The sequence below is a fragment of the Yersinia alsatica genome, assembly GCF_902170305.1.
Taxonomy (GTDB): Bacteria; Pseudomonadota; Gammaproteobacteria; order Enterobacterales; family Enterobacteriaceae; genus Yersinia; species Yersinia alsatica.
Genome location: NZ_CABHWW010000009.1, coordinates 248,453 through 273,858, shown reverse-complemented (window position 1 = coordinate 273,858; position 25,406 = coordinate 248,453). Strand labels below are relative to the sequence as shown.

The window sequence follows — 25,406 nt, the reverse complement described above, 5'->3', positions numbered from 1 at the left end:
TATAACGGTTTTATATACCGTTTAGTGATGTTCAAGTATCAAATGCTCTAAGCCAGTCACAACGCAGGTCGCCAGCGCCTTATTTTGCTGTTCCTCGCCCAGTAAAAAACCCAGCCGACCTGCGCTGGGCAATACTCTTCGACCTATCCAACGTTATTGGCACTGCAGGCAGGCGGCAAGTGGCCCATGCAGTACCAAAAATAAAGGAGATAAAAGCTTATTTCTGTGTGACCACCGCCACGTTGCTTGAACCAATAGCGCCACTGAACGGTTTGCCATCGATGGCATCCACCATCCGTAAACCAGTTGGACGAATCCAGCGCTGCACACGGGATGGCATATCAAAGCCAATCAGTAGAATCACCACAAATGTCAGGCTAAATGAGAGCGAGCCGAGTGCGGTGCCCAGACTTAAGTGCTGAGCAATTGATGCCCCCAGAATAGGTGCCAATGCTCCACCCAGTGCGCCGACGTTGTAAGTAAAGCCCAACCCCGTCGCCCGCTGTTCAGTATCAAAATAGCCACCAAGCAGTTTTGGCAACAACCCGGCAATCCCCTGCCCTAGCATCTGCTGCAGGAACAGTAAGCCGCCGAGGAACAAGATGCTGCTACCCTGAATCGCGAACAGTGGAATTATCAGTAATTGTGATATCAGCAAGCTGGTCACATAGGCCTTACGGGTGCCCAGCCAGTCGCCCAGGAAGCCCCCGACACAACAGCCGACTGCCGCACCAAAACCACTGAAGAACAACACATTGCCCACGGTATGCGGGTCGTAGCCCAAATCCATCTTCAGATAGGTGGGTAACAGTGCTTGAATCGGCCATGAATAGAGGAAGGCGCAGAACACCACCACCATCAGCATCACGCCGGTCGGCCAGCGTTCACCGCTGGTTTGAACCATAAAGTAGATGAATATCGCGGCACAAAGAACAGCCAGGATCACCACCACGGGGGTCGATACCATGCCGGTGAAACAAGCATACAACGAAGCCGCGGCAAAGATGGTTAAAGCAATATTCAGGTAGCTCAGATTGCTGCGATACAGAATATCCACCATATTGCGGTCTTGCGTCGGCTTAGATTGCTGCTGCTTGCTTTGAGATTTTTCCCAATCTTCAGCTTCGGGCAGATTTTTACGCAGCCACAATGCAAAGATAATTGGTAGTAATCCAATGTAGAACAGCATACGCCAGCCAAAGGCTGGAACCACATAGCTATAGGCCTGAGCCGCTAATACTGCACCGATAGAGAAACCAGAAATCAGGAAGCCACTGGCTTTGTTGCGCATATTCTTAGGCCAGCTTTCCATCACGTAGGTGGAGCTGGAACCATACTCCCCCGCCATGCCAATCCCAATAACCAGTCGGGCGATAAACAGTGTGGTGTAACCCGGTGCTAAACCACAGGCCAAAGTACCAAAGGAAAACAGCACAATACTGGTGATCATCGCCAGCTTACGGCCATAACGATCCCCCATGGCCCCCAGAACCAAGCCACCGAACCAGCGCGAAATAAAAGCGGCTGAAATCAGACTGGTGGCTTGAATCAGTGTCAGACCGAACTCTTGCTTAATATCAGTCAGAACCAGAGTAATAAGAACAAAGTCAAAACCGTCCAGGGCATAACCGATCCAAGCGGCAACAAATGCCTTCCATTGCGCAGGGGTCAGTTGCTTATACCAGCGCACTGGTTTGTCTCCACGAGATTTTTTATCGGTACAGGGTTGTACTGAAGTGCTCATATCGTCGCTCTCTCTCTACCACCAGCTAAGTTCACTGGCAGAAACTGTTTTCCTCGCGGCAGGTTTAACCTTAGCAACTGATTGTTTAACAACACTTAATCTGTCACTACCAGACGGTTCTCGCCACATTTATATTTATGTGGTTTTACTCCAAACAAAATACAACAAAGGAGTAAAACTCCATTTGAGTGTATAAGATCAGCCCGCTATTTCAATCACAATGTGTCTAAAACGTGACAAAGATGGCGAAATGCTGAATAGAGTGAGACTAACAACAGGATGGGGAGGTGTTTACCACCGCGGGGAGAATATCACCGCCACGGTGGCTAAGTATTGCAGCAGGAAATGTATTACCGGTCATCCATTTTGGCTGACGGCTTGAGTGGTTTTGCGTTTAATGCTCTCTGCCTGAGCCGGATCGGCTTTAACCAGCAAGGCGTAAATCAAGTCCAAAACAAATAATTGCGCGATTTTGGTACCAATAGAATCACCCTGCAACTGCCCCTGACGGTTACCATTGATCAGCACATAATCTGCCAGCTCAGTAATGGTGGAGCCCATATTGTGGGTCAAGGCTACCGTGGTGGCACCGGCCTGCTTTGCCAATTTCAATGCCTGCACTGTTTCCGCCGACGTTCCCGAATGACTGATACCAATGGCCACATCACCGGGGCGCATCAAAGAGGCTTGCATATACATAAAATGGTTATTGGTAGCCGCATCAACGCGTAATCCGATGCGCATCAATTTACCTTTGGCATCTTCCGCAGTAATACCCGATGAGCCGACACCAAAAATACAGATGCGATCCGCTGGGCGCAGCAACTTAACCACTTGCTCGACACTCTCGATAGAAAGTAAATTGAGTGTCTCTGACAGGACGTTATTAATCGCCGACTGCAATTTACTGCCAATCGCCAGTGTATCGTCCCCCTCCTGCACATCAGCATCTAACAGACTGTTTTCACTGTTATGACGAGTCGCCACCTCAATGGCCAAGTCCATTTTGAAATCCTGAAACCCCTTATAACCCAGCGTCCGGCAGAAACGGATAATCGTGGCCTCACCCGCTTGCGTAAGCGAGGAGAGCTCAGCAATGGAGAGTTGGGTAACGTTGGCGGGCTCGGTCAAGATATAAGCAGCAATACGCTGTGCTGAGCGAGTGAGGCTATTTTGCATGGCACCCAAGGCATCAAGGATTTTACCTGGCTTAAAACGGGGAGCACCAGTTTTCACGCGGACACCTCAAGGGAAAGAAAGTTGACGGACAGGAGACAGTTCTGGGGCGCATCATTACATAATTGGCCCACTTCGTGAAGATAAATGGCAGCATGGTGCAGGGTGAGATCAATAAAAAAACCCCGGGGGACCGGGGAAGATGTCAAAGATAACGTGCGTTATTATTATATAAAAATCATTGTCATGGTCTGTTTTACAACAAACTGTTGTGGACTTTTACAACCACCTTTTTGATGGCCCCTGAGCCAGCAATCTGGCAGCCGGGCTTATGCGGCTCGCCTGGTAAAAACACCGCAAACATCCCCGGCAGCATCCGTAATTGACTCTTATCCGGGATATCAGCCATCAGTTGGTAATCATCGTCGGCATGATAAGGTTCTAGATGCTCGGTCGGGGTCAGAGTGGAATATTCAATCCCTTCAATACCCTTGATCAACAGTTGGACGTCGGCGTAGGTGCGGTGCATTTCCGCTTTCTTATTTTCAGCCGGCTGAGTATCGAACTCCATCACATTCATGAAAATGAGTTCGCCATCGATTTCATGACGCCCACAACTTAACTCGGCCAAAGGTTGCTCGGCCAAATAGGCCAAAACCCATTGAAGACGTTCAGGTAATCCGCCCCAAAATGCTGTCTGTGTTAATGCTCCGCTGATCATAACGATTCTCTCATTTTACTTATAAAGATATAGACCCAAAATCATGGGTGTCGCGGCAGTGTTGATTACAGCGTCAATGACCTAGGGTATGTCTGGCCCACAGTGCCGCCCCTAATAAGCCACTATCCTGGCGATGATGCGCCGCCTGAACCGGCACTCGGTAGATTTCTGGTAATGTTTTTTGTGCACCAATCACTCGTTCTAAATATCCCACCGCCAGACCGACACTGCCCCCCAGAATCACCACCTCCAGATCCAGGGCCATTTTCATGTCTGCCAGCATCTGAGCAATGGCGGTCGCGGAACGGCTGATAATATTCTCAGCAGATATATGACCAAGCTGTGCCATTTCAAACACTTTGGCAGCAGCGACTGGTTGCTTCCAACCCAATGTTTCCGTACCAATTGCCGTGCCGGAAGCCACACTTTCGACACACCCGCGGCGGCCACAACCACACAGTAAGCCATGGGGATCAGCTAACGTGTGGCCAATGTGCCCAGCCAATCCATGATGACCCACCAGCAGCTTTTTATTCAAAATGATGCCGCCGCCCACTCCCGTGGAAACCGTCACAAACATCATATTGTCGCAATCACCACTCACCGCCTGATACTCTGCCCAAGCCGCAGCTTGCCCATCGTTGAGTAGCACACAAGGCAAATCGGCAATTGATTGAACACAATCTTGCAGCGGGAAATCAGCCAACCCACCAAGATTGGCGGGATTCAGTGCTGTCAGACGCCCACCACTGATAATGCCGGTTGACGCAACGGCTATAAAATCAACCAGATGCCGATAAGGCGCGATTAACGTTTCCAGCGCTATAGCCAGCTGCGCAGCGCCACCTCGTGGCGTGGCTATCTGCTGACGGCCAACCAACATGCCGCTTTCTGTCACCACCGCAGCAGCAATTTTTGTTCCACCGATATCCAGTGCCAACACTTTTCCCATCGGGTGTAACCCTCTTGCATTTGTTATAAATGAAATGACAATAATTTAATGACTATGGCAATTTTCCCGTCATAACTCCATTATTATTTTTAATTTGGAGTTAAACTCCCAAGCAACCCATTTGAAGGCAATAACTAAAGCAATTGGAGTTGCACCCTAGAAGTAAAAGATCTAACATAATGGAGTAAAACTTCATTTAAAAATAAAGATCGGAGCAAAAAACCGTGTGCAACCTGACTGCGAGTGACCTGACTATGAGTAACACAAGTAATCTTCGCCACAAGCTCCAAAATGGATTGATCGCTTCTTGCCAACCGGTGCCCGGCAGTGCCATGGATACCCCCGAAATTGTGGCGGCAATGGCAAAGGCTGCACTGGATGGCGGCGCAGTTGGCCTACGTGTTGAAGGCATTAGTAATATAGCCGCGGTACGCCGGGTGACTGATGCACCTATTATCGGCATTATTAAACGCGACCTACCCGATTCCGAGGTCAGAATTACCCCTTGGCTGGAAGATGTCGATGCACTCAGTGCCGCAGGTGCCGACATTATCGCGTTTGATGTCACTTGCCGCCCTCGCCCGGTTTCCGTGGAAGAACTCTATCAGCGAGTGCGAGCAACCGGCTGCCTGGCAATGGCTGATGCCTCTAGCATTGAAGATGGCTTATTGGCTCATCGATTAGGCATTGACTTTATTGGCACCACGCTATCTGGCTATACGCAAACCCCAGTGCCGACCGAACCGGATTTGGCACTGGTCAAACAGTTATCCCAAGCGGGTTGTCGTGTGATTGCCGAGGGGCGTTATAATTCGCCAGCCCTCGCCGCTGCGGCAATATCGGCAGGTGCTTATGCTGTGACCGTCGGCTCCGCGATTACCCGAATTGAACATATTTGCGGTTGGTTCTGTGATGCTATCGAGCAATGCTCGCCCCAAGAACAGGCGATTTCTGACCGCTCTCAAGAAAAATACCAAACCGCAAAACTGACCGAATATTGATTGCTATGCTACTCAACATTATTGTGACCACCGGGGTCATCTCTCTGATTTATAAAGGACGCGTATGAAAAAGTTAACAGGTTTGATTGCCGCTCCGCACACTCCCTTTGATGAGTTGGGTGAAGTTAATTATCCCGTTATCGACCAAATTGCTGAGCATCTGGTCAATGATGGTGTCGCAGGGGTGTATGTGTGTGGCACAACCGGCGAAGGTATCCATTGCTCGGTTGAAGAGCGCAAAAAAATTGCCGAGCGCTGGGTAAAAGCGGCGCAAGGTAAGCTGAGCATTACCTTGCATACTGGCGCACTGAGCATCAAAGATGCCGTCGACCTGTCTCGCCATGCTGAAACACTGGATATCTTTGCAACTTCAGCAATCGGCCCTTGCTTCTTTAAGCCCGGTAATCTTGACGATTTAATCGCCTATTGTCAGGCCATTACCGCTGCGGCTCCATCGAAAGGTTTCTATTACTATCACTCTGGGATGTCCGGTGTGAATTTGGATATGGAACAATTTCTGATTAAAGCAGAATCGAAAATCCCAAATCTGTCAGGAATTAAATTCAATAATGCGGATTTATATGAGTTCCAGCGCTGCCTGCGGGTCAGTGGCGGCAAATTTGATATTCCATTTGGGGTAGATGAACATTTACCGGGTGGGTTGGCAGTCGGGGCTATTGGTGCCGTCGGCAGTACTTATAACTATGCCGCGCCGTTATTCCAAAAGATCATTGCTGATTTCAACGCGGGTAATCAAGCTGCGGTTCAACGCAGTATGGATCAAGTTATCGCGCTGATTCGGGTGTTGGTCGAATTTGGTGGTGTTGCCGCCGGTAAAGCCGCCATGCAATTACACGGTATTGATGCCGGTAATCCACGTCTGCCGCTGCGCGCGCTGACCAAGGAACAGAAACAAACTGTAGTAAACAGAATGCGTGATGCTATATATCCTGCTTAACTAAGATAATGGCGACGCACAAAAAACAGAAAGGCCGGATATCCGGCCTTTTTACTGTCTGTCTGCCTGCATATTATAGCGATAATAATTTGGTCAGTGACGGCGCAAAATAGTAGCTGCCGGTGACTGGCTTACTGAAGCCGAGCAACAAGTCATGTTTGCCATCTAATGAACCGAACATGCTCAATAATTGCTGCTCGATATTATGTAAGCGCGCGCAATAGGCAATGAAATATAAGCCGTGCTTGCCACTGGCAGTCCCATACGGCAAGCTTTGGCGCAGGATTTTTAACCCTTTACCCTCTTCTTTAAGATCAACGCGGCTAACATGGGAAGTATCCGGGCGCTGATCTGAAGCCAATTCCTGGCTATCCGGTTTGGTACGCCCAACAATTTGCTCTTGTTTATGTTCGGGGATACGTTTCCATTTTTTCAAATCATGCTCATAGCGCTGAACTAATATATAGCTGCCACCGGCATCTTCTTCACCTTCAGCAATCACCGCCACTTCAGGCCGATCTTCACCTTGTGGATTCTCGGTGCCGTCAATAAAGCCGGTAAAATCACGCTCTTCAACCCAGCGGAAACCATGAGTCTCTTCTTCAACCACAATGGCATCACCAAAAGCAGCAACCGCAGCTTGCGCTAAGGTAAAGTTGATATCCTGGCGCAGTGACTGAATATGAATCAATAAATCACGTTGAGTGGCCGGTGCTATTATTGGTGCTTTACCCAAAGGGACAAAAGGCTTTAACTCTTTTGCGCCCTGACCATTTGATAAGTCATGCCAAACATCTGAACCGAAGGCAATAACCGCCCCCAAATGCTCATTGGGGAATTTTTGCTGTAACTCTTCTAATGCCTGACAGAATTTTTTGCACCCCTGACGAATAGCATCAAATTCGCCTTGCACTTTTGCTTCCATAAAAATGGCAAAACGGCAGTGCTCCAGCAAAATGCCACTCTGAACTTGAGTCATGTTTCTTCCTTACTCGAAATCGGTATTGGTTATGCTGGGTATAATAACTGAAGCCGAAAAAATAACCTTGCGTCAGCGCAAAATAAAATTGAGCAAGGAAATAGGACGTTGAGGAACAGAATAATATGATTAAGGCGCTAAAAATAACCTGCGCCTTAATTGGGAGTCACAAAAGGATAATAATATTTATTCGCTTTTAGCACGCCAAATAATCTTACTCACCTTCCAGCTTTGCAGCGTGTCATCCGATGGCATTAAACCTTCAGGGCCATGCCAGTCGCCATCAAATAAATAGCTAACATGCGAACTGTTTGGCGCAACACATTCTATTTGGGCGGCATCATCGCCAGTGCCCATTTGACAAGCGCCAAAGGCTTTTTTATATAACTCGCTGAATGGCGTGCCTATCGTCACACCCCATTGGCTAGGAATATTTTTATCCATCACATCGATTCGTTCTACCGTGCCTTTCGGCTGACCGGAGATAACCAGTTTGATTTGGTCTTCCTTCATTGCCTGATAGAAAGATACCAACTTGCCATCATTGGTCGCCATACCACTACGCAACCGATAATCGCCTTTCAGACCTTCTTTAATGTCACTCTCGGTCAGTGGTGTACTGGCGGTGATCCCACCGACACCATTATCGGTAACCTGCATACTGCTGCTGCCGCTGAACCAATTAAGTGGCGATAAACTTGACCAAGAAAAACCGGACATGCTCGAACACCCGGCCAACAACAAAGGGGCCCCCAGTAATAACAAGCGCACCCCAGAAAACCGTGGGCGAATATTCATCTAACGCTCCTTAAGAAAACCACTGCATCCAATAAGCTTTGCTGCAAAATAACAGCAACAAAAGCAAGATAGGGACAGTTGAAAAAAGATAACCAGAGATTGGAGTCCGCACGGCTGAAAAAGTGCCCTAACCCTCAATGCTTTCATCATTAGCCCCGCAACCGCAGCACCAAATCGGCTTAAGTGGCGCAGCAGAAAAGATGCCAATAGGGTTGATAAGATAGGGTTTATCCCCATTTATACTCATAGAATCTGGATATTTCGCGGTTTAATACCTTACTATTAAGCGTGTTATAACTCCATATTGGTCTAGTATTGGGTAACGTGAGGCGGGTAAAGCCTCTGGTTTTAGATATTATTATTCATTCATTGAAGGAGCAATAAAATGAAGAAACTCACCTTAGCTGCCACCTTGGTTATGTTATGCGGTACCGCATTTATGGCTCAAAGTGCGACAAATACCACGCAGGGTGGTTTTGATGGCCCGGCAACGACACAGACTCAGCCGGCAACTCAAGGCGGATTTTCTGGCCCTAATGCCAGCAATACCACAGTAGATAAAGTCAAAACCATGCGCGATGACGCCCACGTCATCCTACAAGGCAATATCACTGAACGCTTAGGCCACGATACTTATACTTTCCGCGATAACACCGGCACCATTACTGTAGATATTGATAACAAACGTTGGAATGGCCAAACCATTACTCCGCAAGATAAAGTGCAAATCGAAGGGAAAGTTGATAAAGACTGGAACTCGGTAGAAGTTGATGTGAAGAAAATAACCAAGATTAAATAATTAATTGCTGACCTCCTATCCTCTGACTTTTTGGATTTATGAGGATAGGATTATCATTATATTAATTGGCGGAAAGTTGCCCCAAATACGGGGGGATAAAAAGCCCCCCAATTAAATTAATAGCTGGTTAGTATTGTTAAATAACCCTCAATACTCCTGATCGACAATCAGCCGTTTACCCAGCATAATTGAATCCTGCGTCTCGTAATCGAGCTTTTCATACATGCCGATCACTGCGTCATTGTCTTCGCGCACCATGATATTGAGCTTCGGGCAGCCACGGGCTATAAGTTTCTTTTCCAGACGGCTGATCAGCGCATTGGCAAAGCCACGACCACGGAAATCGGGATGTACTCCCAGATAATAAGCAGAACCTCGGTGGCCGTCATAACCGCCCATCACCGAGCCGACAATGGCTCCGCTGACTTCAGCGACTAAAAACAATTCGGGGTCATGATTGAGTTTACGCTCAATATCCATTTCCGGATCATTCCAAGGCCGCAACAAGTCACAATGCTCCCACAGCAGAATCACTTCTTCAAAATCGTCTTGCTGAAATACGCGGATTTCCATGGATGTTCGCACCCTTGAGTAAAATGGATATTCTGACTATTACGCAATATTATATCACGCCATAGTAAAGTGATATTTCTCGCAGTGATAGAACATAATAATCTTTAAGAAGAACCAGATAAATCTTGTCGTGCTCCTGCCGCAATCAGCGCTAATCCACACGGAGAGTACAACAATGAGGGCAAATCGAGGTATACTTAGCCCCTGAAAATTTCCAGGTAACCAGAACCCCGCCCATGAATTTACCCGATATCGCCCAAATCAAAACCTACCTGCTGGATTTGCAGGATAAAATCTGTGCTGCGCTGAGCGAGGCTGATGGCCGTGCCAAGTTCACCGAGGAAAACTGGACTCGTGAAGAAGGGGGCGGTGGCCGCAGTCGGGTATTGATCAACGGGGCGGTATTCGAGCAAGCTGGCGTCAACTTTTCACATGTTTCAGGTGCCACACTACCGGCATCCGCCACAGCACATCGGCCCGAATTAGCTGGGCGCAGTTTTCAAGCTCTGGGCGTCTCACTGGTCATTCACCCTCTGAGCCCCTATTTGCCTACTAGCCATGCCAATGTACGGTTCTTTATTGCTGAAAAACCCGGCGAAGATCCAGTATGGTGGTTTGGTGGCGGGTTTGATTTGACCCCTTTCTATGGGTTTGAGGAAGATGCCATTCACTGGCATCAAACTGCATGGCAATTGTGTCAGCCATTCGGCGAAGATATCTATCCGCGCTATAAAAAATGGTGCGATGACTATTTTTATATCAAGCACCGCAATGAGGCGCGAGGTATTGGCGGCCTGTTCTTTGATGATTTGAATAGCCCTGATTTTGCTACCTGCTTTAACTTTACTCAGGCGGTGGGCGATGGCTTCCTCGATGCTTATCTGCCTATAGTTGCTCGGCGCAAAGCACTAAGTTGGGGCGAGCACGAACGTCAGTTCCAGCTTTATCGCCGTGGTCGCTATGTGGAATTCAATCTGGTATGGGATCGCGGCACCTTATTTGGCTTACAAACCGGTGGGCGCACTGAGTCTATTTTGATGTCGCTGCCACCTTTGGTGCGTTGGGAGTATAACTATCAACCGGCACCAGATAGCGCTGAAGCCGCGCTGTACCGTGATTTTCTGCCGGTAAAAGATTGGTTAGCCGTAGGAGAACAACACTGATGCAGATTTGGGTTGATGCGGACGCCTGTCCGAATGTCATTAAAGAGGTGTTATTCCGTGCCGTAGATCGTACCGGCATGATGGTGACGTTGGTGGCGAACCAGCCATTGAAAACACCGCCGTCGAAATATATTCGGACCTTACAAGTGGCTGCTGGCTTTGATGTCGCCGACAACGAGATAGTGCAGCGCGTAGAGAAAAACGATCTGGTGATCACCGCCGATATTCCGCTGGCGGCGGAAGTGATTGAGAAAGGCGGTATCGCCCTCAATCCCCGTGGTGAGCGCTACACTCCAGACACCATTCGCGAGCGCCTTAATATGCGTGATTTTATGGATACCATGCGCGCCAGCGGTATTCAGACCGGCGGCCCCAACACCTTAAATCAGCGCGATCGCCAGCAATTCGCTAATGAGCTGGATAAGTGGTTACAGCAAGCTAGCAAAGCTGGCCGCTAAATTGGCCCCAGAAAAGTAAAAACCCGCGCCAGGCGGGTTTGATTAACAACAGCTAAAACCAATATTCAACGTCATTGGTAAAGAATATTTATAGAGGCTCGGTTTGTGCTTCTACCACCGCTAACGCCACCATATTCACAATGCGCCGCACCGAAGCGATTTGCGTCAGAATATGGATAGGTTTTGCTACCCCCATCAATACCGGACCGACTGTTACCCCCTCGGAAGAGGTCACTCGCAACAAGTTGTAGCTGATTCGCGCGGCTTCCATATTAGGCATAATCAATATGTTAGCTGCCCCTTTCAGTGGGCTGTCCGGCATCAAATCATGGCGAATGCTTGGAACCAGTGCCGCATCGCCATGCATTTCACCGTCAATTTCCAGTTCTGGTGCCATCTGATTGACCAGTTCCAATGTCCGGCGCATTTTACGCGCGGCTGGGCAATCTGATGAGCCAAAGCTGGAATGAGATAATAACGCCACTTTTGGCTCGATACCGAAGCGACGCACCGTTTCGGCTGCCATTAAGGTTATCTCGGCCAGTTGCTCTGGCGTTGGGTCATCATTGACGTAGGTATCGGCAATAAAGGTGTTACCCGTTGGCAGCAATAATGCATTCATCGCCCCGGCCACATGTGCCCCTTCACGGAAGCCAAACACTTTCTCAACCACATCATAATGCTCATGATAAGTCCCGATGGTGCCGCAAATCATGGCATCAGCTTCACCGCGATGCACCATGATGGAACCAATCAGGGTTGGGTTGCCAATCACCGCACGACGCGCCTGTTCTTGCGAGACTCCGCGGCGTTTCATGATTTGATAGTATTCGTGCCAGTATTCATTAAAGCGCGGGTCAGACTCGTTATTCACCACTTCAAAGTCTTTTCCGGCAGTAATATGCAGGCCCAGTTTCTTCAGCCGGGTCTCAATCACACTTGGGCGACCAATCAGGATAGGATATGCCAGCCCCTGAGAAACCAGCTCCTGAGTGGCGTGTAATACCCGCTCCTCTTCCCCTTCTGCCAATACCACCCGTTTCATCTCTTTTTTCGCCTGAGAGAAAATCGGTTTCATAAATAGATTGGTTTTGTAGACGAACTCCGTCAGTTTTTCGATATAAGCGCTGAAGTCGGTGATTGGGCGGGTTGCCACACCAGAATCCATTGCCGCCTTAGCCACGGCCGGGGCAATTTTCACAATCAAGCGCGGGTCAAATGGCTTAGGGATAATATATTCAGGGCCGAAGGAAAGATCTTGCTCGCCATAGGCCGATGCCACCACATCGCTTTGCTCAGCCAAGGCCAGGTCAGCAATGGCGTGTACACAAGCCAGTTTCATCTCTTCGTTAATAGTGGTTGCGCCAACATCCAGTGCGCCGCGGAAGATAAACGGGAAGCACAGCACGTTGTTAACCTGGTTCGGATAATCCGAGCGACCGGTACAGATAATCGCATCTGGACGCACGGCTTTTGCCAATGGCGGCAGGATTTCAGGTTCCGGGTTTGCCAGCGCCAAAATCAGCGGGCTAGGTGCCATGGTTTTTACCATGTCTGGCGTTAGGACACCGGGGCCGGAACAACCCAAGAAAATATCAGCGTCAGGAATGGCATCGCCCAGTGTGCGCTGGCCGTTATCCTCAATCGCGTAAGCGGCTTTGGTTTGCTCCATATTGGCTTCACGGCCTTTATAGATAACGCCCTTAGAATCACAGACGGTAATATTGTGCTGTTTTAATCCCAAGGCGACCAACAGGTTCAGACAGGCAATAGAAGCCGCCCCTGCCCCAGAAACCACCAGCTTCACATCGCTGATCTCTTTCTTCACCACACGCAGGCCATTAAGGACTGCCGCGGTACAGATTATGGCTGTGCCATGCTGATCATCATGGAACACCGGGATTTTCATGCGCTCACGCAATTTCTGTTCAATATAGAAACATTCTGGCGCTTTGATATCTTCCAGATTGATGCCGCCAAAAGTCGGTTCTAACGAGGCGATAATATCAATCAGTTTGTCCGGATTGTGCTCATCCACTTCAATATCGAACACATCAATGCCGGAGAATTTCTTAAACAGAACCCCCTTTCCTTCCATTACCGGCTTGCCCGCTAACGCGCCAATATTTCCCAAACCCAGCACCGCAGTACCGTTAGAAATAACAGCAACCAGGTTACCGCGTGCCGTGTATTTATAGGCCGCTAAAGGATCAGCAGCAATTTCTAAACACGGAGCAGCAACACCGGGAGAATAAGCCAGCGCCAAATCCCGTTGAGTCGCTAGCGGTTTGGTTGGTGACACCTGAATTTTCCCGGGCGTTGGATATTGGTGAAAATCAAGTGCACTCTGTTTCAATTGTTCGTCCATCGTAGGTTCCCTTTGCTTTTATGCTTTGAGGTGGTATGACCAATAACAGAACCAGTATAGTGAGTGATTTATCACAATCTATGAAGCAGGGCATACTCTGCATAACATTTTTGTATCAACAGGAGGATTTGCTTATCAATCAGGGGGGATTATCAACAATTTGAGAATAAATGCCGCCCAGATGGCGGCAATAGACATCAGAATAAACTAGTTAAACCAATGCTGAATTTGGGCATGTTGCAGCAGCATGATGGTTTTGCCATCTTTAATGCGACCATCGGCAATCATGGCAATGGCTTCAGTAAAGGGTAACTCCACTACCTCAATGACTTCATCCTCCACACCAACATCGTCGGTGACTTTCTGATCTGGATGATATTCAGCGGCAAAGAAATGAACAATTTCGGTCACGCCACCCGGCGACATATAAGCTTCAAATAACTTCTGTACTTTATCAATCTGATAGCCGGTCTCTTCCATAGCTTCACGACGAATACACTCTTCCGGCGAGTCGTCATCCAGTAAGCCAGCGCAAGCTTCCAGCAGCATACCGTCAGGATTACCATTCACATAAGTTGGCATCCGGAATTGGTTGGTCAGCACCACCGTGCCACTTTGGCGGTTATACAGCAGAATAGTTGCGCCGTTACCCCGGTCATACACTTCACGAATCTGCTGCACTAAGGTGCCATTATCAGTTTTTAAATCAAAGGTATATTTGTATAACTTAAACCAGTTTTTAGATAACAATTGGCTCTGAATATTTTCAATTTTGACTGACATAGGGCCTTCTTTATCTGGCTAATAATAATTAGCGAATGGCATCAAATAACTTTTGGTTACGGCGATTATTAACTAGCTTGGCTAGCTCATGATCATCAAGAGCATCCATTATTTGCTCATAAAGCTCTGCGGGTACGCAATAGAAGGCGGGCTGATTGCGGTTGAGAATCGCAACAGGGAATCCGGCCCCAGCATTGACTGTTGCCATTGGATTCTTTTTCAACTCACTGACACTTGCGCTAGTGTCAGTCAAAATTATGCTTGGCATAAATCACCTCAAAAAGACCTATTAACAGGTCTCATTATGAGAAGAACAACCCAAGATTGCAATAAAAAACGCCCTGCCGGCATCATGTCTACAGGGCGTTTGATTCGGGTGTGTGAGCGCAGCTAACACCGCTGCAGCATCAAGAACCAAGGATAAATCCACAGCCATTGGTGTTGTAGCAAGGCAGCCAGCGAGCTCATCCCGATGAGCTGACTCACGTCAGTGATTCGGGTGTGTGAGCGCAGCTAACACCACTGCGGCATCAAGGGCGAAGGATTTTAGAAACCGGTCGGCACATCCTTCATATCCGGCAACTTATGCGCAATCCCTTTATGGCAATCAATACAGGTTTTACCTTCGGCTATGGCGGTGTTGTGCATTTTCGCCGCGACGGTTTTTTGCGCGGTGAAATCCATGTTGTCGAAGTTATGGCAGTTTTTGCACTCTTGTGAGCCATTGGCTTTCATTCGCGCCCACTCATTTTCAGCCATTGTTAGGCGGTGTGCTTCGAACTTCTGCGGTGTGTCAATCAAGCCGAAAGCCTTGGCATACAGCTCTTTACTGGCCTTGATTTTACGCACCATTTTCGGCCCCCATTCATGGGGCACATGGCAATCGGGGCAAGTCGCCTTTACACCACTGCGGTTGCTGTAGTGGATGGTTCCCATATATTCCTGATAGACATTGTCTTTCATTTCATGGCAGCTGATACAGAATTTTTCGGTATTCGCCATCTCCATACCGGTATTAAAACCGCCCCAGAAAATGATGCCACTGACAAAGCCAATCAGCAGTAATGTTCCGAGCGCCAACCGGCTAGGCCGACGCCACCACTGCCATATACGTCGGATAACACCGGGCTTTTTAGTCTCGTTCATAGTTGATTCTCACAATAACCCTCAGGCTTATTGACCAAAGCCAGGGGCTGGTTGGAAACTATTGCCGACAATCGGCGCAGCATCAGTTTGTGGCACATGACACTGCAAGCAGAAATAGCGGCGCGGAGAGACTTCACTCGACACTTTGCCGTCGCGGTCAATAAAGTGAGTTGGGCTGACACGCGGGGCTCCCGTGGCACGATAATGCTCAACACCATGGCATTGCAGGCAGCGGTTGGTGTTTTTACTGATTTGATAGCCATCCACACTGTGTGGAATGAGCGGCGGCTGATTCACATAGTTGAGTGCCATCCGCTGTTGCTGTTTTGGCATTTTCACCTTGCCTTCTGCCGTAGCAGAGACTTCAGGCGATTGGCTCAAATCCATCTCGACATTGCTGGCCGCGTTGACGACACCGGCCATCAGCAATACCGCCAGCAGCGATATCACAGATAAAATCCGGCGATTTAATGATTTAACTATCTGGTTATTCATTATTTTCTCCTGAAAAACACCGCATCACGCGACAACCCGAGCCAATTTCACTGCACATTTTTTAAAGTCAGTTTCTTTGGAGAGTGGGTCGGTGGCATCCAGCGTCAGGTTATTGACTAACTGGGCTGCATCGAAGAACGGCATATACACCAACCCTTGCGGTGGGCGGTTACGTCCACGGGTTTCCACCAGCGAAATCACTTCGCCACGGCGTGAAATCACTTTCACTTTATCGCCGCGTCGCAAATCGCGGGCTTGAGCATCCAGCGGATGAATGAATAACACCGCCTCAGGGAAAGCACGATGTAGCTCAGGAACACGGCGGGTCATGGAGCCGGTATGCCAATGTTCCAACACCCGGCCAGTGGAGAGCCACAGGTCATATTCTTGATCCGGGCTTTCGGCAGCAGGTTCGTATGGCAGTGCAAATATCACCGCTTTGCCATCGGGTTTGCCATAAAAACGCACATCCTCGCCTTTCGGCACGAAGGGATCAAAACCTTCGCGGTAACGCCAGAGCGTCTCTTTACCATTGACGACTGGCCAGCGCAGGCCGCGCTCTTGATGATAAACATCGAAAGGCGCCAGATCATGGCCGTGACCGCGGCCAAAGTCGGCATACTCTTCAAATAGCCCTTTCTGGATGTAGAAGCCAAAATCGCGCGCTTCGTCATTCAGTTGGTCGGCAGGGATTTCACTCAGCGGGTATTTACTCACCACATTGTTGGCAAACAGCACGTCGTACAGTGTTTTACCGCGATATTCCGGTTTCTTCGCAACCAACTCGGCAGGCCATACCTCTTCAACTTTGAAGCGTTTAGCAAACTCCACTATCTGCCACAGGTCAGATTTGGCGGCACCCGGCGCAGGCACTTGCTGACGCCAGAATTGAGTGCGGCGCTCAGCATTGCCATAAGCACCCTCTTTCTCGACCCACATCGCAGTCGGCAAGATAAGGTCGGCAGCCAGTGCGCTGACCGTCGGGTAAGGGTCGGAAACTACGATAAAATTACGTGGGTCGCGCCAGCCGGGCATGCGCTCTTCATTGATATTTGGCCCGGCCTGCATATTGTTATTGCACATCACCCAATAGGCATTGAGCGTGCCATCTTTCAGCGCTCGGTCTTGCGCAACCGCATGTAAACCGACTTTTTCCGGGATAGTCCCTGCTGGCAATTGCCATTTGGTTTCCGCAATCTGACGATGTTTTTCGTTGGTGACCACCATATCTGCTGGCAAGCGGTGAGAGAAAGTCCCCACTTCACGGGCGGTACCACAGGCCGAGGGCTGGCCGGTCAGCGAGAAAGGCCCGGAACCGGGTTTCGAGATTTTGCCGGTTAACAAGTGCAGGTTGTAGCACATGTTATTGGCCCACACCCCACGAGTATGCTGGTTAAAGCCCATGGTCCAGTAGGAAACCAATTTTACTTTCGGGTCGGCATACAGCTGGGCCAGTGATTCCAGTTGGTCTTGCGGCACGCCACTCATTTGGGCGGTTTTCTCTAGCGTGTACTCGGCAACAAAAGCTTTGAAATCATCAAAACTCATTGGCTCCGAGGCATCGCTGCCCGGATTTTTAGCGGCTTTTTCTAATGGGTGGGTAGGCCGTAAACCATAGCCGATGTCAGTAGCGCCACGGCGGAAATTCACATGGCGATCAAGGAAACCCTGATCAACAGCATTATTTTGAATAATGTAATTGGCGATATAATTCATAATCACCAGATCAGTCTGCGGGGTAAAGACGATCGGGTTATCTGCCAGTTCAAAGCTGCGGTGCTCAAAAGTAGATAGCACGGCAATTCTGACATGGTCATTGGTCAGGCGGCGGCTGGTCATGCGTGACCATAAGATTGGGTGCATCTCCGCCATATTGGAGCCCCAGAGCACGAAAGCATCAGCTTCTTCAATATCATCGTAGCAACCCATTGGCTCATCCATACCAAAGGTTCGCATAAAGCCCACTACCGAAGACGCCATACAGTGACGAGCATTGGGATCAAGGTTGTTGGAGCGGAAACCGGCTTTCAGCAGTTTTGATGCCGCATAGCCCTCCCACACCGTCCACTGACCAGAACCGAACATCCCCACGGCGGTCGGGCCTTTTTCTTTCAGCGCATTTTTGAATTTCAGTTCCATGATATCAAAGGCTTTCTCCCAACTTATCGGGGTGAAATCACCTTCTTTATCATATTGCCCGTCTTTCATGCGCAGCAGTGGCTGTGTCAGACGGTCTTTGCCATACATGATTTTAGGGAGAAAATAGCCTTTCACACAGTTCAAGCCACGGTTAACCGGTGAGTCCGGGTCACCTTGTGATGCAACAATTCGGCCATTTTGTGTTCCGACAAGCACACCGCAGCCGGTACCACAGAATCGGCAAGGTGCTTTATCCCATTTTATTGCATTTGTTGTCTCGCCCACGACGGCCTTGGCAACTGTGGGTATGGTCAATCCGGCTGCGGCTGCCGCAGCAACTGCGGCATTGGCCTTCATAAAGTCCCGGCGACTGAGTTTCATGGCATTTCCTCACCTTGCTGATCCTGCTGGTGATAAACCAGCGATACCGCCAGCACACCATCCAGATTACGTGCTGACTCAATATGATTCAGGAGCACGTCTGAGCGCGCTGCCTGCATAACCACCACCAACTTGCCCAGAGCAGCATCACTGGTGGGTATTTCTGTTCCCGGAATCGCCAGCAAGCTGTCGATGAGCTGCGCAATTCGCGCGGGCTTGGCTTGCACCACTAATCCACAGACATGCCATTCTTTATCGTCCATCTTCACTCCGGGTGAGGGTTACTGCCTGTACCGGGCAACTGGGTACACAAGCACCACAGCCAGTGCAGGCAGGAAGGTCTAATTCGGGTTGAGCAATGCCGTTCAGACGTGGGCGAAATCGAATCGCTCGGGTTTCACAACTGTCCTGACAACTGCGGCATTCAATATGGTGAAAAGGCAAACAGCGGTCTGATATCGCTACCTTTAGCGACCAGGCAGGCAGCACCGTTGAGGTAAAAACGTCAGCTTCACATGCCTGCACGCAAGCTTGGCAAAAACTGCACTCAGCGCGCTGGAAATCTATTTCGGGGAATCCGCCACTACCGGCAACCAATACGCCAGTTTCACAAGCGGCAACACAGTCAAGGCAGCGGGTACAACCGGCAATAAAATCAGCTTCCATGACCGACCAGGGCGGTCGGATAGCCGAGGGCTGTTGTTGGCCGGTTTGCCAAAAGCCAGTCAGCAATTTACGCCGTGATAAATCAGTCATACTGATATCCTTAACATCTGCTGGCGCGCCCGCGTGTATCTGTAGAGATCATTAATTCATCGCCGAATGTTTATATCGAACTAATGATAATGATTCTTATTTATATGAAAGAAAGAATTCCCCAGTGTTTAGGTATTAAATACAGAATAATCAGTAATAAAATAATTACTCTTTAGGGTTAATCGGGGGGTGATATTGAGCAAGATCAATTTATTTAGTGGTTATTTGCGCAGTTTCTCGCTGTTAAATCTATTTGCGTTATTACCTTTTTTATATAACGATTTGTTTAATGAGAATAGCTATCAAAAGAAAACCAAGATTTGGTAATTATTTCTTCAGATAAAATCTTGCTGTTAAATGACTTTAGCTGGAAATGTAAACTCATCATTCCCTTTTTCGCGGGTAAAAAATAGAGATCTGTCGGGAACCCTTTTATACTACGCGGAGAATTACAACAGGAAATCAGTGAGACTACGGTACACTTTAATCGTGGTTTAACTAACTATGATGGATAAAATGGTCAGCCAAATTAATGACCGCAAATAATCCACGTTTAACAGCCAGACATTTAATGCTATCGGTTACAGGGACATTACTTATCATGACCAAAAGTCACACTATTATGATCGTTGACGATCATCCCCTAATGCGCCGCGGTATTAGGCAGTTACTTGAACTTGATAGCAACTTTGATGTGGTTGCTGAAGCCAACTGCGGTAGCGATGCCATTACCGAAGCGGCCAAATGCCAGCCGGATGTCATTCTGCTCGACTTGAATATGAAGGGAATGACCGGACTGGATACATTGAAAGCCTTGCGCAATGAAGGGATTGATGCGCGAATCATTGTTCTGACCGTCTCTGATGCGCGCAGTGATGTCTACGCCATGATTGATGCTGGCGCCGATGGGTATCTGCTCAAAGACAGCGAACCGGAAATATTGCTGGAAAATATCCGTCATGCCGCCAAGGGTGAGAAAGTATTCAGTAATGAGGTTGCACAGTATTTATCTTCTCGCCACGAACAGGTTAATCCATTTGCTGAATTAACCGAGCGTGAATTAGATGTCTTGCAAGAAGTGGCGCGCGGGATGTCCAATAAACAGGTGGCTTTCGAGTTACACATTTCAGAAGAAACCGTAAAAGTGCATATCCGTAATTTATTACGTAAGCTCAATGTCCGGTCACGGGTCGCCGCTACCATCATGTTTTTAGAAAATAAAAAATATTAATACCCGGCCAGTTATTTAATGGCAGTCGAACTATTAGATGGCTCAATGGCCGCTAAAATAGAATTGTGGTTATCGTATATCCATTTTTTATTCAGTGGCCCCCAGCTCTCTAACTGGTAAAAACCTGCATTATTGCGCACGCCCTGCTGTACGAATGTCAGAGTGATGCCCATACCGGGCAACGCTTTTAAAACATCCTGTAATGTTCGCCGCGGCCAGCCAGTCAGTTCCATCATGCGCGGCACATTCAACGAATCACCACGGCTGATTAACCAGCAAAGATAGAGACGACGGGCAAATACCGGATTGAGTTCCATAATACTTTCCTCAGTTAAGTCGTGACTTACTTAGTCTATACCTAAAGTTTGGCGTTGCAGGCAAACTGCCAGCAATTTCAGTACCAAAGCAGTACTTGATGCTAGCAGAAACACTTGTTTATCATTCTTCCCCCTATCAGCCTAAATTAACTCGGTTATATCGATGTTTTTTACAGCTTCTCCTTATTTTCTTCACGTTTTCTTCAGCATTACCACGTAAAGTGCACAGTAGATTCTGCTGTATATAATTCTTTATCTATAGAGGCTGGCACTGCATGGCAAATTTTTTCATCGACCGCCCGATTTTTGCTTGGGTTTTGGCGATAATTTTGTGTCTTACTGGGGCATTGGCAATCTCAACCCTGCCTGTTGAGCAATACCCTAATCTGGCGCCACCCAACGTGCGCATCAGTGCCTCATACCCAGGAGCCTCGGCACAAACACTGGAAAATACCGTCACGCAGGTCATAGAGCAAAGTATGACTGGCCTGGATAACCTGCTGTATATGTCATCACAAAGCAGCAGTGCCGGTACGGCAACCATTACTCTGACGTTCCAGGCAGGTACTGACCCTAACGAAGCGATGCAGCAGGTTCAAAATCAGCTGCAATCGGCGATTAAAAAACTGCCGCAAGATGTCCAGCAACAAGGGGTTTCTGTATCAAAGTCGGGTGATAACACCCTGATGATGGTGGCATTTGTTTCTACCGATGGCAGCATGGATAAGCAAGATATTGCCGACTATGTCGCCAGTAATTTGCAAGACCCTCTTAGCCGAATTGAAGGGGTGGGCAGCATCGACGCCTTCGGCTCGCAATACGCAATGCGTATCTGGCTTGATCCCAATAAACTCAATAATTATCAACTGACCACGCAGGATATTGTCACAGCTATCCAATCACAAAATAGCCAGATAGCCGTCGGCCAACTGGGCGGTACCCCCTCAGTTAATAATCAGGCACTGAATGCCACCATTAATGCCCAATCTCAATTACAGACACCAGAACAGTTCCGAGAAATCACGCTGCGGGTTAATCAGGATGGGTCACTGGTCACACTGGGAGATGTGGCAAAAGTTGAGATGGGGGCCGAGAATTATGATTATCTGAGCCGCTTTAATGGGCAAGCCGCATCAGGAATGAATATCAAGCTGGCATCAGGGGCCAATGAGCTGCAAACCGATGAGTTAGTAAAAGCCCGCATTGCAGAACTGACGCCATTCTTCCCGCACGGTCTTGAAGCCAAAATTGCCTATGAAACCACCCCCTTTGTTAAAGCCTCAATCAAGGATGTGGTCAAAACATTATTGGAAGCCATTTTATTGGTTTTCCTGGTTATGTATCTGTTCTTACAGAACTTCCGCGCGACACTGATTCCAACGATCGCCGTGCCGGTCGTGTTATTAGGGACCTTCGCAATACTGTCGGCCTTCGGATTCAGTATCAATACTCTGACCATGTTCGCCATTGTGTTAGCCATCGGCCTATTAGTTGATGATGCGATCGTGGTGGTGGAAAACGTCGAGCGCGTGATGAGCGAGGAGGGGCTTGACCCACGTGAAGCCACGCGTAAATCCATGGGGCAAATTCAAGGCGCACTGGTCGGTATTGCATTGGTGCTATCAGCGGTATTTATCCCAATGGCTTTCTTCGGAGGGACTACTGGGGCTATTTATCGCCAGTTCTCTATTACTATTGTGTCCGCCATGGTGCTCTCGGTATTAGTGGCGTTGATTCTCACCCCAGCACTTTGCGCCACCATGCTCAAACCCGTCGAACAGGGGCATCATCATGCCAAGCGCGGTTTCTTTGGCTGGTTTAACCGCACCTTTGATCGCAGTGCCCGCAGTTACGAGCGGGGTGTCGCGCACGTTTTACACCGCAGTTTGCGTTATATTTTGCTGTATTTACTGCTATTAGGTGGCTTGGCGTTGTTATTCCTTAAGTTACCGACCTCTTTCTTACCATTGGAAGACCGTGGTGTCTTTATGGCGCAAGTGCAGCTTCCCGTCGGGTCAACTCAGCAACAGACACTGAAAGTGGTGGAGAAAGTAGAAAACTACTTCCTGACCGAAGAGAAAAATAATGTTTTGTCAGTGTTCGCTACCGTGGGTTCTGGCCCCGGCGGTAATGGCCAGAACGTGGCGCGTTTGTTTATCCGCCTGACGGATTGGGATCTGCGAAAGAATAGCAATGATTCGTCCTTCGCCATTATCGAACGGGCCACCAAAGTATTTAATAAAATTGCTGAGGCCAGAGTGTCAGTCAGTAGCCCACCGGCAATTTCAGGTTTAGGTGGCTCTTCCGGTTTCGATATGGAGTTACAAGATCACGGCGGCTTGGGCCACGATAAGTTAATGGCAGCCCGTGACCAGTTGTTACAGCTGGCATCCCAAAACCCAGCGTTAACGCGAGTGCGACATAATGGCTTGGATGATAGCCCGCAATTGCAGATCGATATTGATCAACGCAAAGCACAAGCTTTGGGGGTGTCACTGGATGATATTAACAACACGCTTAAAACCGCCTGGGGCTCGACTTACGTGAATGATTTTGTTGATCGCGGTCGGGTGAAGAAAGTTTATGTGCAATCTGAAGCCACCGCCCGCATGCTGCCGGAAGACGTCAATAAATGGTATGTGAGTAATAGTAGCGGCGGCATGGTGCCCTTCTCGGCATTTTCGACCACACGCTGGGAATATGGATCGCCACGGCTAGAGCGCTACAACGGCTATTCAGCACTGGAAATTGTCGGCGAGGCCGCACCGGGAGTCAGTACCGGTACCGCGATGAATGTGATGGAGGATCTCGTCAAACAGCTGCCTAACGGTTTTGGGCTGGAATGGACCGGGATGTCTTATCAAGAGCGGCTATCTGGCTCCCAAGCCCCTGCCCTTTATGCTATTTCGCTGCTGGTAGTGTTCTTGTGTCTGGCGGCGCTATATGAGAGTTGGTCAATTCCATTCTCGGTGATGCTGGTGGTGCCTCTCGGGGTGATTGGCGCGGTTGCCGCCACTTGGATGCGCGGTCTGGAGAATGATGTTTATTTCCAGGTTGGGTTACTGACCATCATTGGGCTGTCGGCGAAAAACGCCATCTTGATTGTCGAATTTGCCAGTGAGTTGAATAACAAGGGCAAGGATTTGGTAGAGGCGACTCTGGAAGCATCGCGCCAGCGGCTAAGGCCAATTCTGATGACCTCGCTGGCATTTGTCTTTGGTGTACTGCCAATGGCAATCAGTCAGGGCGCGGGTTCAGGCAGCCAACATGCGGTCGGTACCGGTGTCATGGGGGGAATGATTTCGGCCACAGTGCTGGCGATTTTCTTTGTTCCGCTGTTCTTTGTCTTGGTGCGCCGCCGCTTCCCCGGCAGACCACCACGCGCTAAAGAGTCAAAGTAAGCCGCTGACTTAACGTTATTGGAGCCGCAGGTAGGCAGCAAGTAAACGCATCCCGATGAGCTGACTCAAGTCAGTGATTCGAGTAACTGCACGCAGCTAACACCCCTGTGGTTTCAAGGGCGAAGAGTATAAAAAAAGGCAGAAACTTTACAGTCTCTGCCTTTTTGCGAGCGGTAACTCGCCCCTAGGTGTGTATCGATAAAACAACAAAAAGATAAAAATTCTTACTGCTGGTTTATTCGCTTATGCCTTACGCAGCATAGCATCGATAAACTCTTTCCATGTGCTCAACTCAACTTCAACCATAACATCCTCTCTAGTTATTGACCCCAATTATACGCTTATTTTTTGCACAGTCAAAATTGAGAGCAGGCTATCTAATCGTGGAAATGAGATCTATCGCAGAGATATGGAATTTGGCGGTTCAAAGGAGTGACTTGGGTGGGTACGACTTTATTTGCCTGTTTTGTCATTCAGGAGTAGCGTGCTGAGATAGTTAGGGGTGAATGCCGTTTTTGACACAACCCGTTATTGGTAAAATGCAGAGCAAAACCATGAAACACTCTATTGATTCGCTAAAAGAGCTGGGCCGTTATGATGATGCGGTGGCAATGGCGCAAGATTTATTGCGCAGCTCCCCTGATAACGCCAGTCTGCTGTTTAAAATCGCCTCTCTGTATGATGTACAAGGGTTAGAGTTGCAAGCCGTCCCCTTCTATCGTGCGGCTATCGAGCATAATCTGGCGGGTAAAGAGTTACAGGAAGCTTATCTGGGGCTAGGTAGCACTTACCGAGCATTGGGGTTATATCAGGCGTCGTTAGACACATTTGATGCCGCATTGGCCCGTTTTCCGCAAGCGAAAGAGATAACCTTGTTTCGGGCCATGACTCTGTACAATCTGGGTGAAACCAAAGAGGCGGTCGCCGCATTATTGCTACTGCTGGCTGAAACCTCAAATCATCAGGACATCAGCCTTTATCAAAAAGCTATCCGCCAATATGCCGCTGACCTTGACCGAATTGGCTAAAGGCTCCGGCAGTCGTTGCGTATTTACGCGTTAATCTGC

24 protein-coding genes are annotated in these 25,406 nt (G+C 48.7%); 8 read left to right on the top strand and 16 right to left on the bottom strand.

All coding sequences use genetic code 11. The annotated features are described in order from the left end of the window. Positions 1 to 217: 217 nt before the first annotated feature. From FTA96_RS05980 to FTA96_RS05960, 4 genes are all read right to left on the bottom strand, one after another. On the bottom strand, positions 218 to 1,744 hold the full coding sequence (locus tag FTA96_RS05980) for an MFS transporter (protein ID WP_145573350.1): 1,527 nt from the start codon (positions 1,742 to 1,744) through the stop codon (positions 218 to 220). Positions 1,745 to 2,101: 357 nt separating this feature from the next. Then, positions 2,102 to 2,980: a MurR/RpiR family transcriptional regulator gene (locus FTA96_RS05970; protein WP_050109355.1), complete on the bottom strand. Its 879-nt coding sequence runs from the start codon at positions 2,978 to 2,980 to the stop codon at positions 2,102 to 2,104. A 196-nt stretch (positions 2,981 to 3,176) separates the two neighbouring features. Then, positions 3,177 to 3,641, bottom strand: coding sequence for an N-acetylneuraminate anomerase (nanQ, locus tag FTA96_RS05965; RefSeq protein WP_050109354.1), 465 nt, complete (start codon positions 3,639 to 3,641; stop codon positions 3,177 to 3,179). A 73-nt stretch (positions 3,642 to 3,714) separates the two neighbouring features. Next, on the bottom strand, positions 3,715 to 4,593 hold the full coding sequence (locus FTA96_RS05960; RefSeq protein ID WP_050132828.1) for an N-acetylmannosamine kinase: 879 nt from the start codon (positions 4,591 to 4,593) through the stop codon (positions 3,715 to 3,717). A gap of 254 nt (positions 4,594 to 4,847) precedes the next feature. On the opposite strand from FTA96_RS05960, the gene FTA96_RS05955 reads away from it, so the two are divergent. Both FTA96_RS05955 and FTA96_RS05950 read left to right on the top strand, forming a co-directional pair. Then, positions 4,848 to 5,594, top strand: coding sequence for an N-acetylmannosamine-6-phosphate 2-epimerase (locus tag FTA96_RS05955; protein WP_145573348.1), 747 nt, complete (start codon positions 4,848 to 4,850; stop codon positions 5,592 to 5,594). A gap of 64 nt (positions 5,595 to 5,658) precedes the next feature. Further along, positions 5,659 to 6,552 (top strand): dihydrodipicolinate synthase family protein, encoded by an 894-nt coding sequence (locus tag FTA96_RS05950; protein ID WP_145573347.1) that lies wholly within the window; start codon positions 5,659 to 5,661, stop codon positions 6,550 to 6,552. Between the two features lie 73 nt (positions 6,553 to 6,625). On the opposite strand, the gene FTA96_RS05945 is transcribed toward FTA96_RS05950, so the two are convergent. After that, positions 6,626 to 7,531: a Dyp-type peroxidase gene (locus tag FTA96_RS05945; RefSeq protein WP_050109350.1), complete on the bottom strand. Its 906-nt coding sequence runs from the start codon at positions 7,529 to 7,531 to the stop codon at positions 6,626 to 6,628. A gap of 186 nt (positions 7,532 to 7,717) precedes the next feature. Beyond that, positions 7,718 to 8,329 (bottom strand): RpoE-regulated lipoprotein, encoded by a 612-nt coding sequence (locus FTA96_RS05940; protein ID WP_050109349.1) that lies wholly within the window; start codon positions 8,327 to 8,329, stop codon positions 7,718 to 7,720. 385 nt (positions 8,330 to 8,714) lie between these two features. Here FTA96_RS05940 and FTA96_RS05935 point away from each other — a divergent pair, with 385 nt between their 5' ends. Then, positions 8,715 to 9,128 (top strand): YgiW/YdeI family stress tolerance OB fold protein, encoded by a 414-nt coding sequence (locus FTA96_RS05935; protein WP_145541162.1) that lies wholly within the window; start codon positions 8,715 to 8,717, stop codon positions 9,126 to 9,128. A 147-nt stretch (positions 9,129 to 9,275) separates the two neighbouring features. On the opposite strand, the gene FTA96_RS05930 is transcribed toward FTA96_RS05935, so the two are convergent. Next, positions 9,276 to 9,701 (bottom strand): GNAT family acetyltransferase, encoded by a 426-nt coding sequence (locus FTA96_RS05930; RefSeq protein WP_019212067.1) that lies wholly within the window; start codon positions 9,699 to 9,701, stop codon positions 9,276 to 9,278. A gap of 236 nt (positions 9,702 to 9,937) precedes the next feature. Here FTA96_RS05930 and hemF point away from each other — a divergent pair, with 236 nt between their 5' ends. Together hemF and FTA96_RS05920 are read left to right on the top strand one after the other, a co-directional pair. Then, on the top strand, positions 9,938 to 10,864 hold the full coding sequence (gene hemF / locus FTA96_RS05925; protein WP_050122893.1) for an oxygen-dependent coproporphyrinogen oxidase: 927 nt from the start codon (positions 9,938 to 9,940) through the stop codon (positions 10,862 to 10,864). Then, positions 10,864 to 11,322, top strand: a complete 459-nt coding sequence (locus FTA96_RS05920; protein WP_145573345.1) for a YaiI/YqxD family protein — start codon at positions 10,864 to 10,866, stop codon at positions 11,320 to 11,322. The genes hemF and FTA96_RS05920 overlap by 1 nt, the downstream gene beginning before the upstream one ends. 88 nt (positions 11,323 to 11,410) lie before the next feature. Here FTA96_RS05920 and maeB read toward each other — a convergent pair whose 3' ends face one another. The 8 genes from maeB to napF all read right to left on the bottom strand — a co-directional run bounded on the left by maeB (position 11,411) and on the right by napF (position 19,390). Next, the gene (maeB, locus tag FTA96_RS05915; RefSeq protein ID WP_050109344.1) at positions 11,411 to 13,690 is read right to left on the bottom strand and encodes an NADP-dependent oxaloacetate-decarboxylating malate dehydrogenase; all 2,280 of its coding nucleotides are present in this window, start codon (positions 13,688 to 13,690) and stop codon (positions 11,411 to 11,413) included. A gap of 207 nt (positions 13,691 to 13,897) precedes the next feature. Next, positions 13,898 to 14,473 (bottom strand): GDP-mannose pyrophosphatase NudK, encoded by a 576-nt coding sequence (gene nudK / locus FTA96_RS05910; RefSeq protein WP_145573343.1) that lies wholly within the window; start codon positions 14,471 to 14,473, stop codon positions 13,898 to 13,900. Positions 14,474 to 14,501: 28 nt separating this feature from the next. After that, positions 14,502 to 14,741, bottom strand: coding sequence for a type II toxin-antitoxin system Phd/YefM family antitoxin (locus FTA96_RS05905; RefSeq protein WP_050109342.1), 240 nt, complete (start codon positions 14,739 to 14,741; stop codon positions 14,502 to 14,504). A gap of 278 nt (positions 14,742 to 15,019) precedes the next feature. Then, on the bottom strand, positions 15,020 to 15,619 hold the full coding sequence (gene napC / locus FTA96_RS05900) for a cytochrome c-type protein NapC (RefSeq protein ID WP_050109341.1): 600 nt from the start codon (positions 15,617 to 15,619) through the stop codon (positions 15,020 to 15,022). Between the two features lie 27 nt (positions 15,620 to 15,646). Beyond that, the gene (gene napB / locus FTA96_RS05895; protein ID WP_145573341.1) at positions 15,647 to 16,114 is read right to left on the bottom strand and encodes a nitrate reductase cytochrome c-type subunit; all 468 of its coding nucleotides are present in this window, start codon (positions 16,112 to 16,114) and stop codon (positions 15,647 to 15,649) included. A gap of 24 nt (positions 16,115 to 16,138) precedes the next feature. Further along, a complete protein-coding gene (napA, locus tag FTA96_RS05890; RefSeq protein ID WP_050109339.1) occupies positions 16,139 to 18,634 on the bottom strand; it encodes a nitrate reductase catalytic subunit NapA in 2,496 nt (831 codons plus the stop codon). Continuing rightward, on the bottom strand, positions 18,631 to 18,897 hold the full coding sequence (gene napD, locus FTA96_RS05885; protein WP_050151929.1) for a chaperone NapD: 267 nt from the start codon (positions 18,895 to 18,897) through the stop codon (positions 18,631 to 18,633). Before napD ends, napA begins: the two co-directional genes overlap by 4 nt. Then, positions 18,887 to 19,390, bottom strand: coding sequence for a ferredoxin-type protein NapF (gene napF, locus FTA96_RS05880; RefSeq protein WP_145537878.1), 504 nt, complete (start codon positions 19,388 to 19,390; stop codon positions 18,887 to 18,889). The genes napD and napF overlap by 11 nt, the downstream gene beginning before the upstream one ends. A 601-nt stretch (positions 19,391 to 19,991) precedes the next feature. On the opposite strand from napF, the gene narP reads away from it, so the two are divergent. Further along, entirely contained in the window at positions 19,992 to 20,621 is a 630-nt protein-coding gene (gene narP / locus FTA96_RS05875; protein WP_050109336.1) for a nitrate/nitrite response regulator protein NarP, read from the top strand. A gap of 11 nt (positions 20,622 to 20,632) precedes the next feature. Here narP and FTA96_RS05870 read toward each other — a convergent pair whose 3' ends face one another. Then, on the bottom strand, positions 20,633 to 20,938 hold the full coding sequence (locus FTA96_RS05870; RefSeq protein ID WP_050109335.1) for a winged helix-turn-helix domain-containing protein: 306 nt from the start codon (positions 20,936 to 20,938) through the stop codon (positions 20,633 to 20,635). A 275-nt stretch (positions 20,939 to 21,213) separates the two neighbouring features. Between FTA96_RS05870 and acrD the strand changes: the two genes are divergently transcribed. Both acrD and FTA96_RS05860 read left to right on the top strand, forming a co-directional pair. Then, positions 21,214 to 24,339, top strand: coding sequence for a multidrug efflux RND transporter permease AcrD (gene acrD, locus FTA96_RS05865; protein ID WP_050109334.1), 3,126 nt, complete (start codon positions 21,214 to 21,216; stop codon positions 24,337 to 24,339). 554 nt (positions 24,340 to 24,893) lie between these two features. After that, complete coding sequence (locus FTA96_RS05860; RefSeq protein WP_050109490.1) at positions 24,894 to 25,367, top strand: tetratricopeptide repeat protein; 474 nt, start codon at positions 24,894 to 24,896, stop codon at positions 25,365 to 25,367. The last annotated feature ends 39 nt before the right edge of the window (positions 25,368 to 25,406 follow it).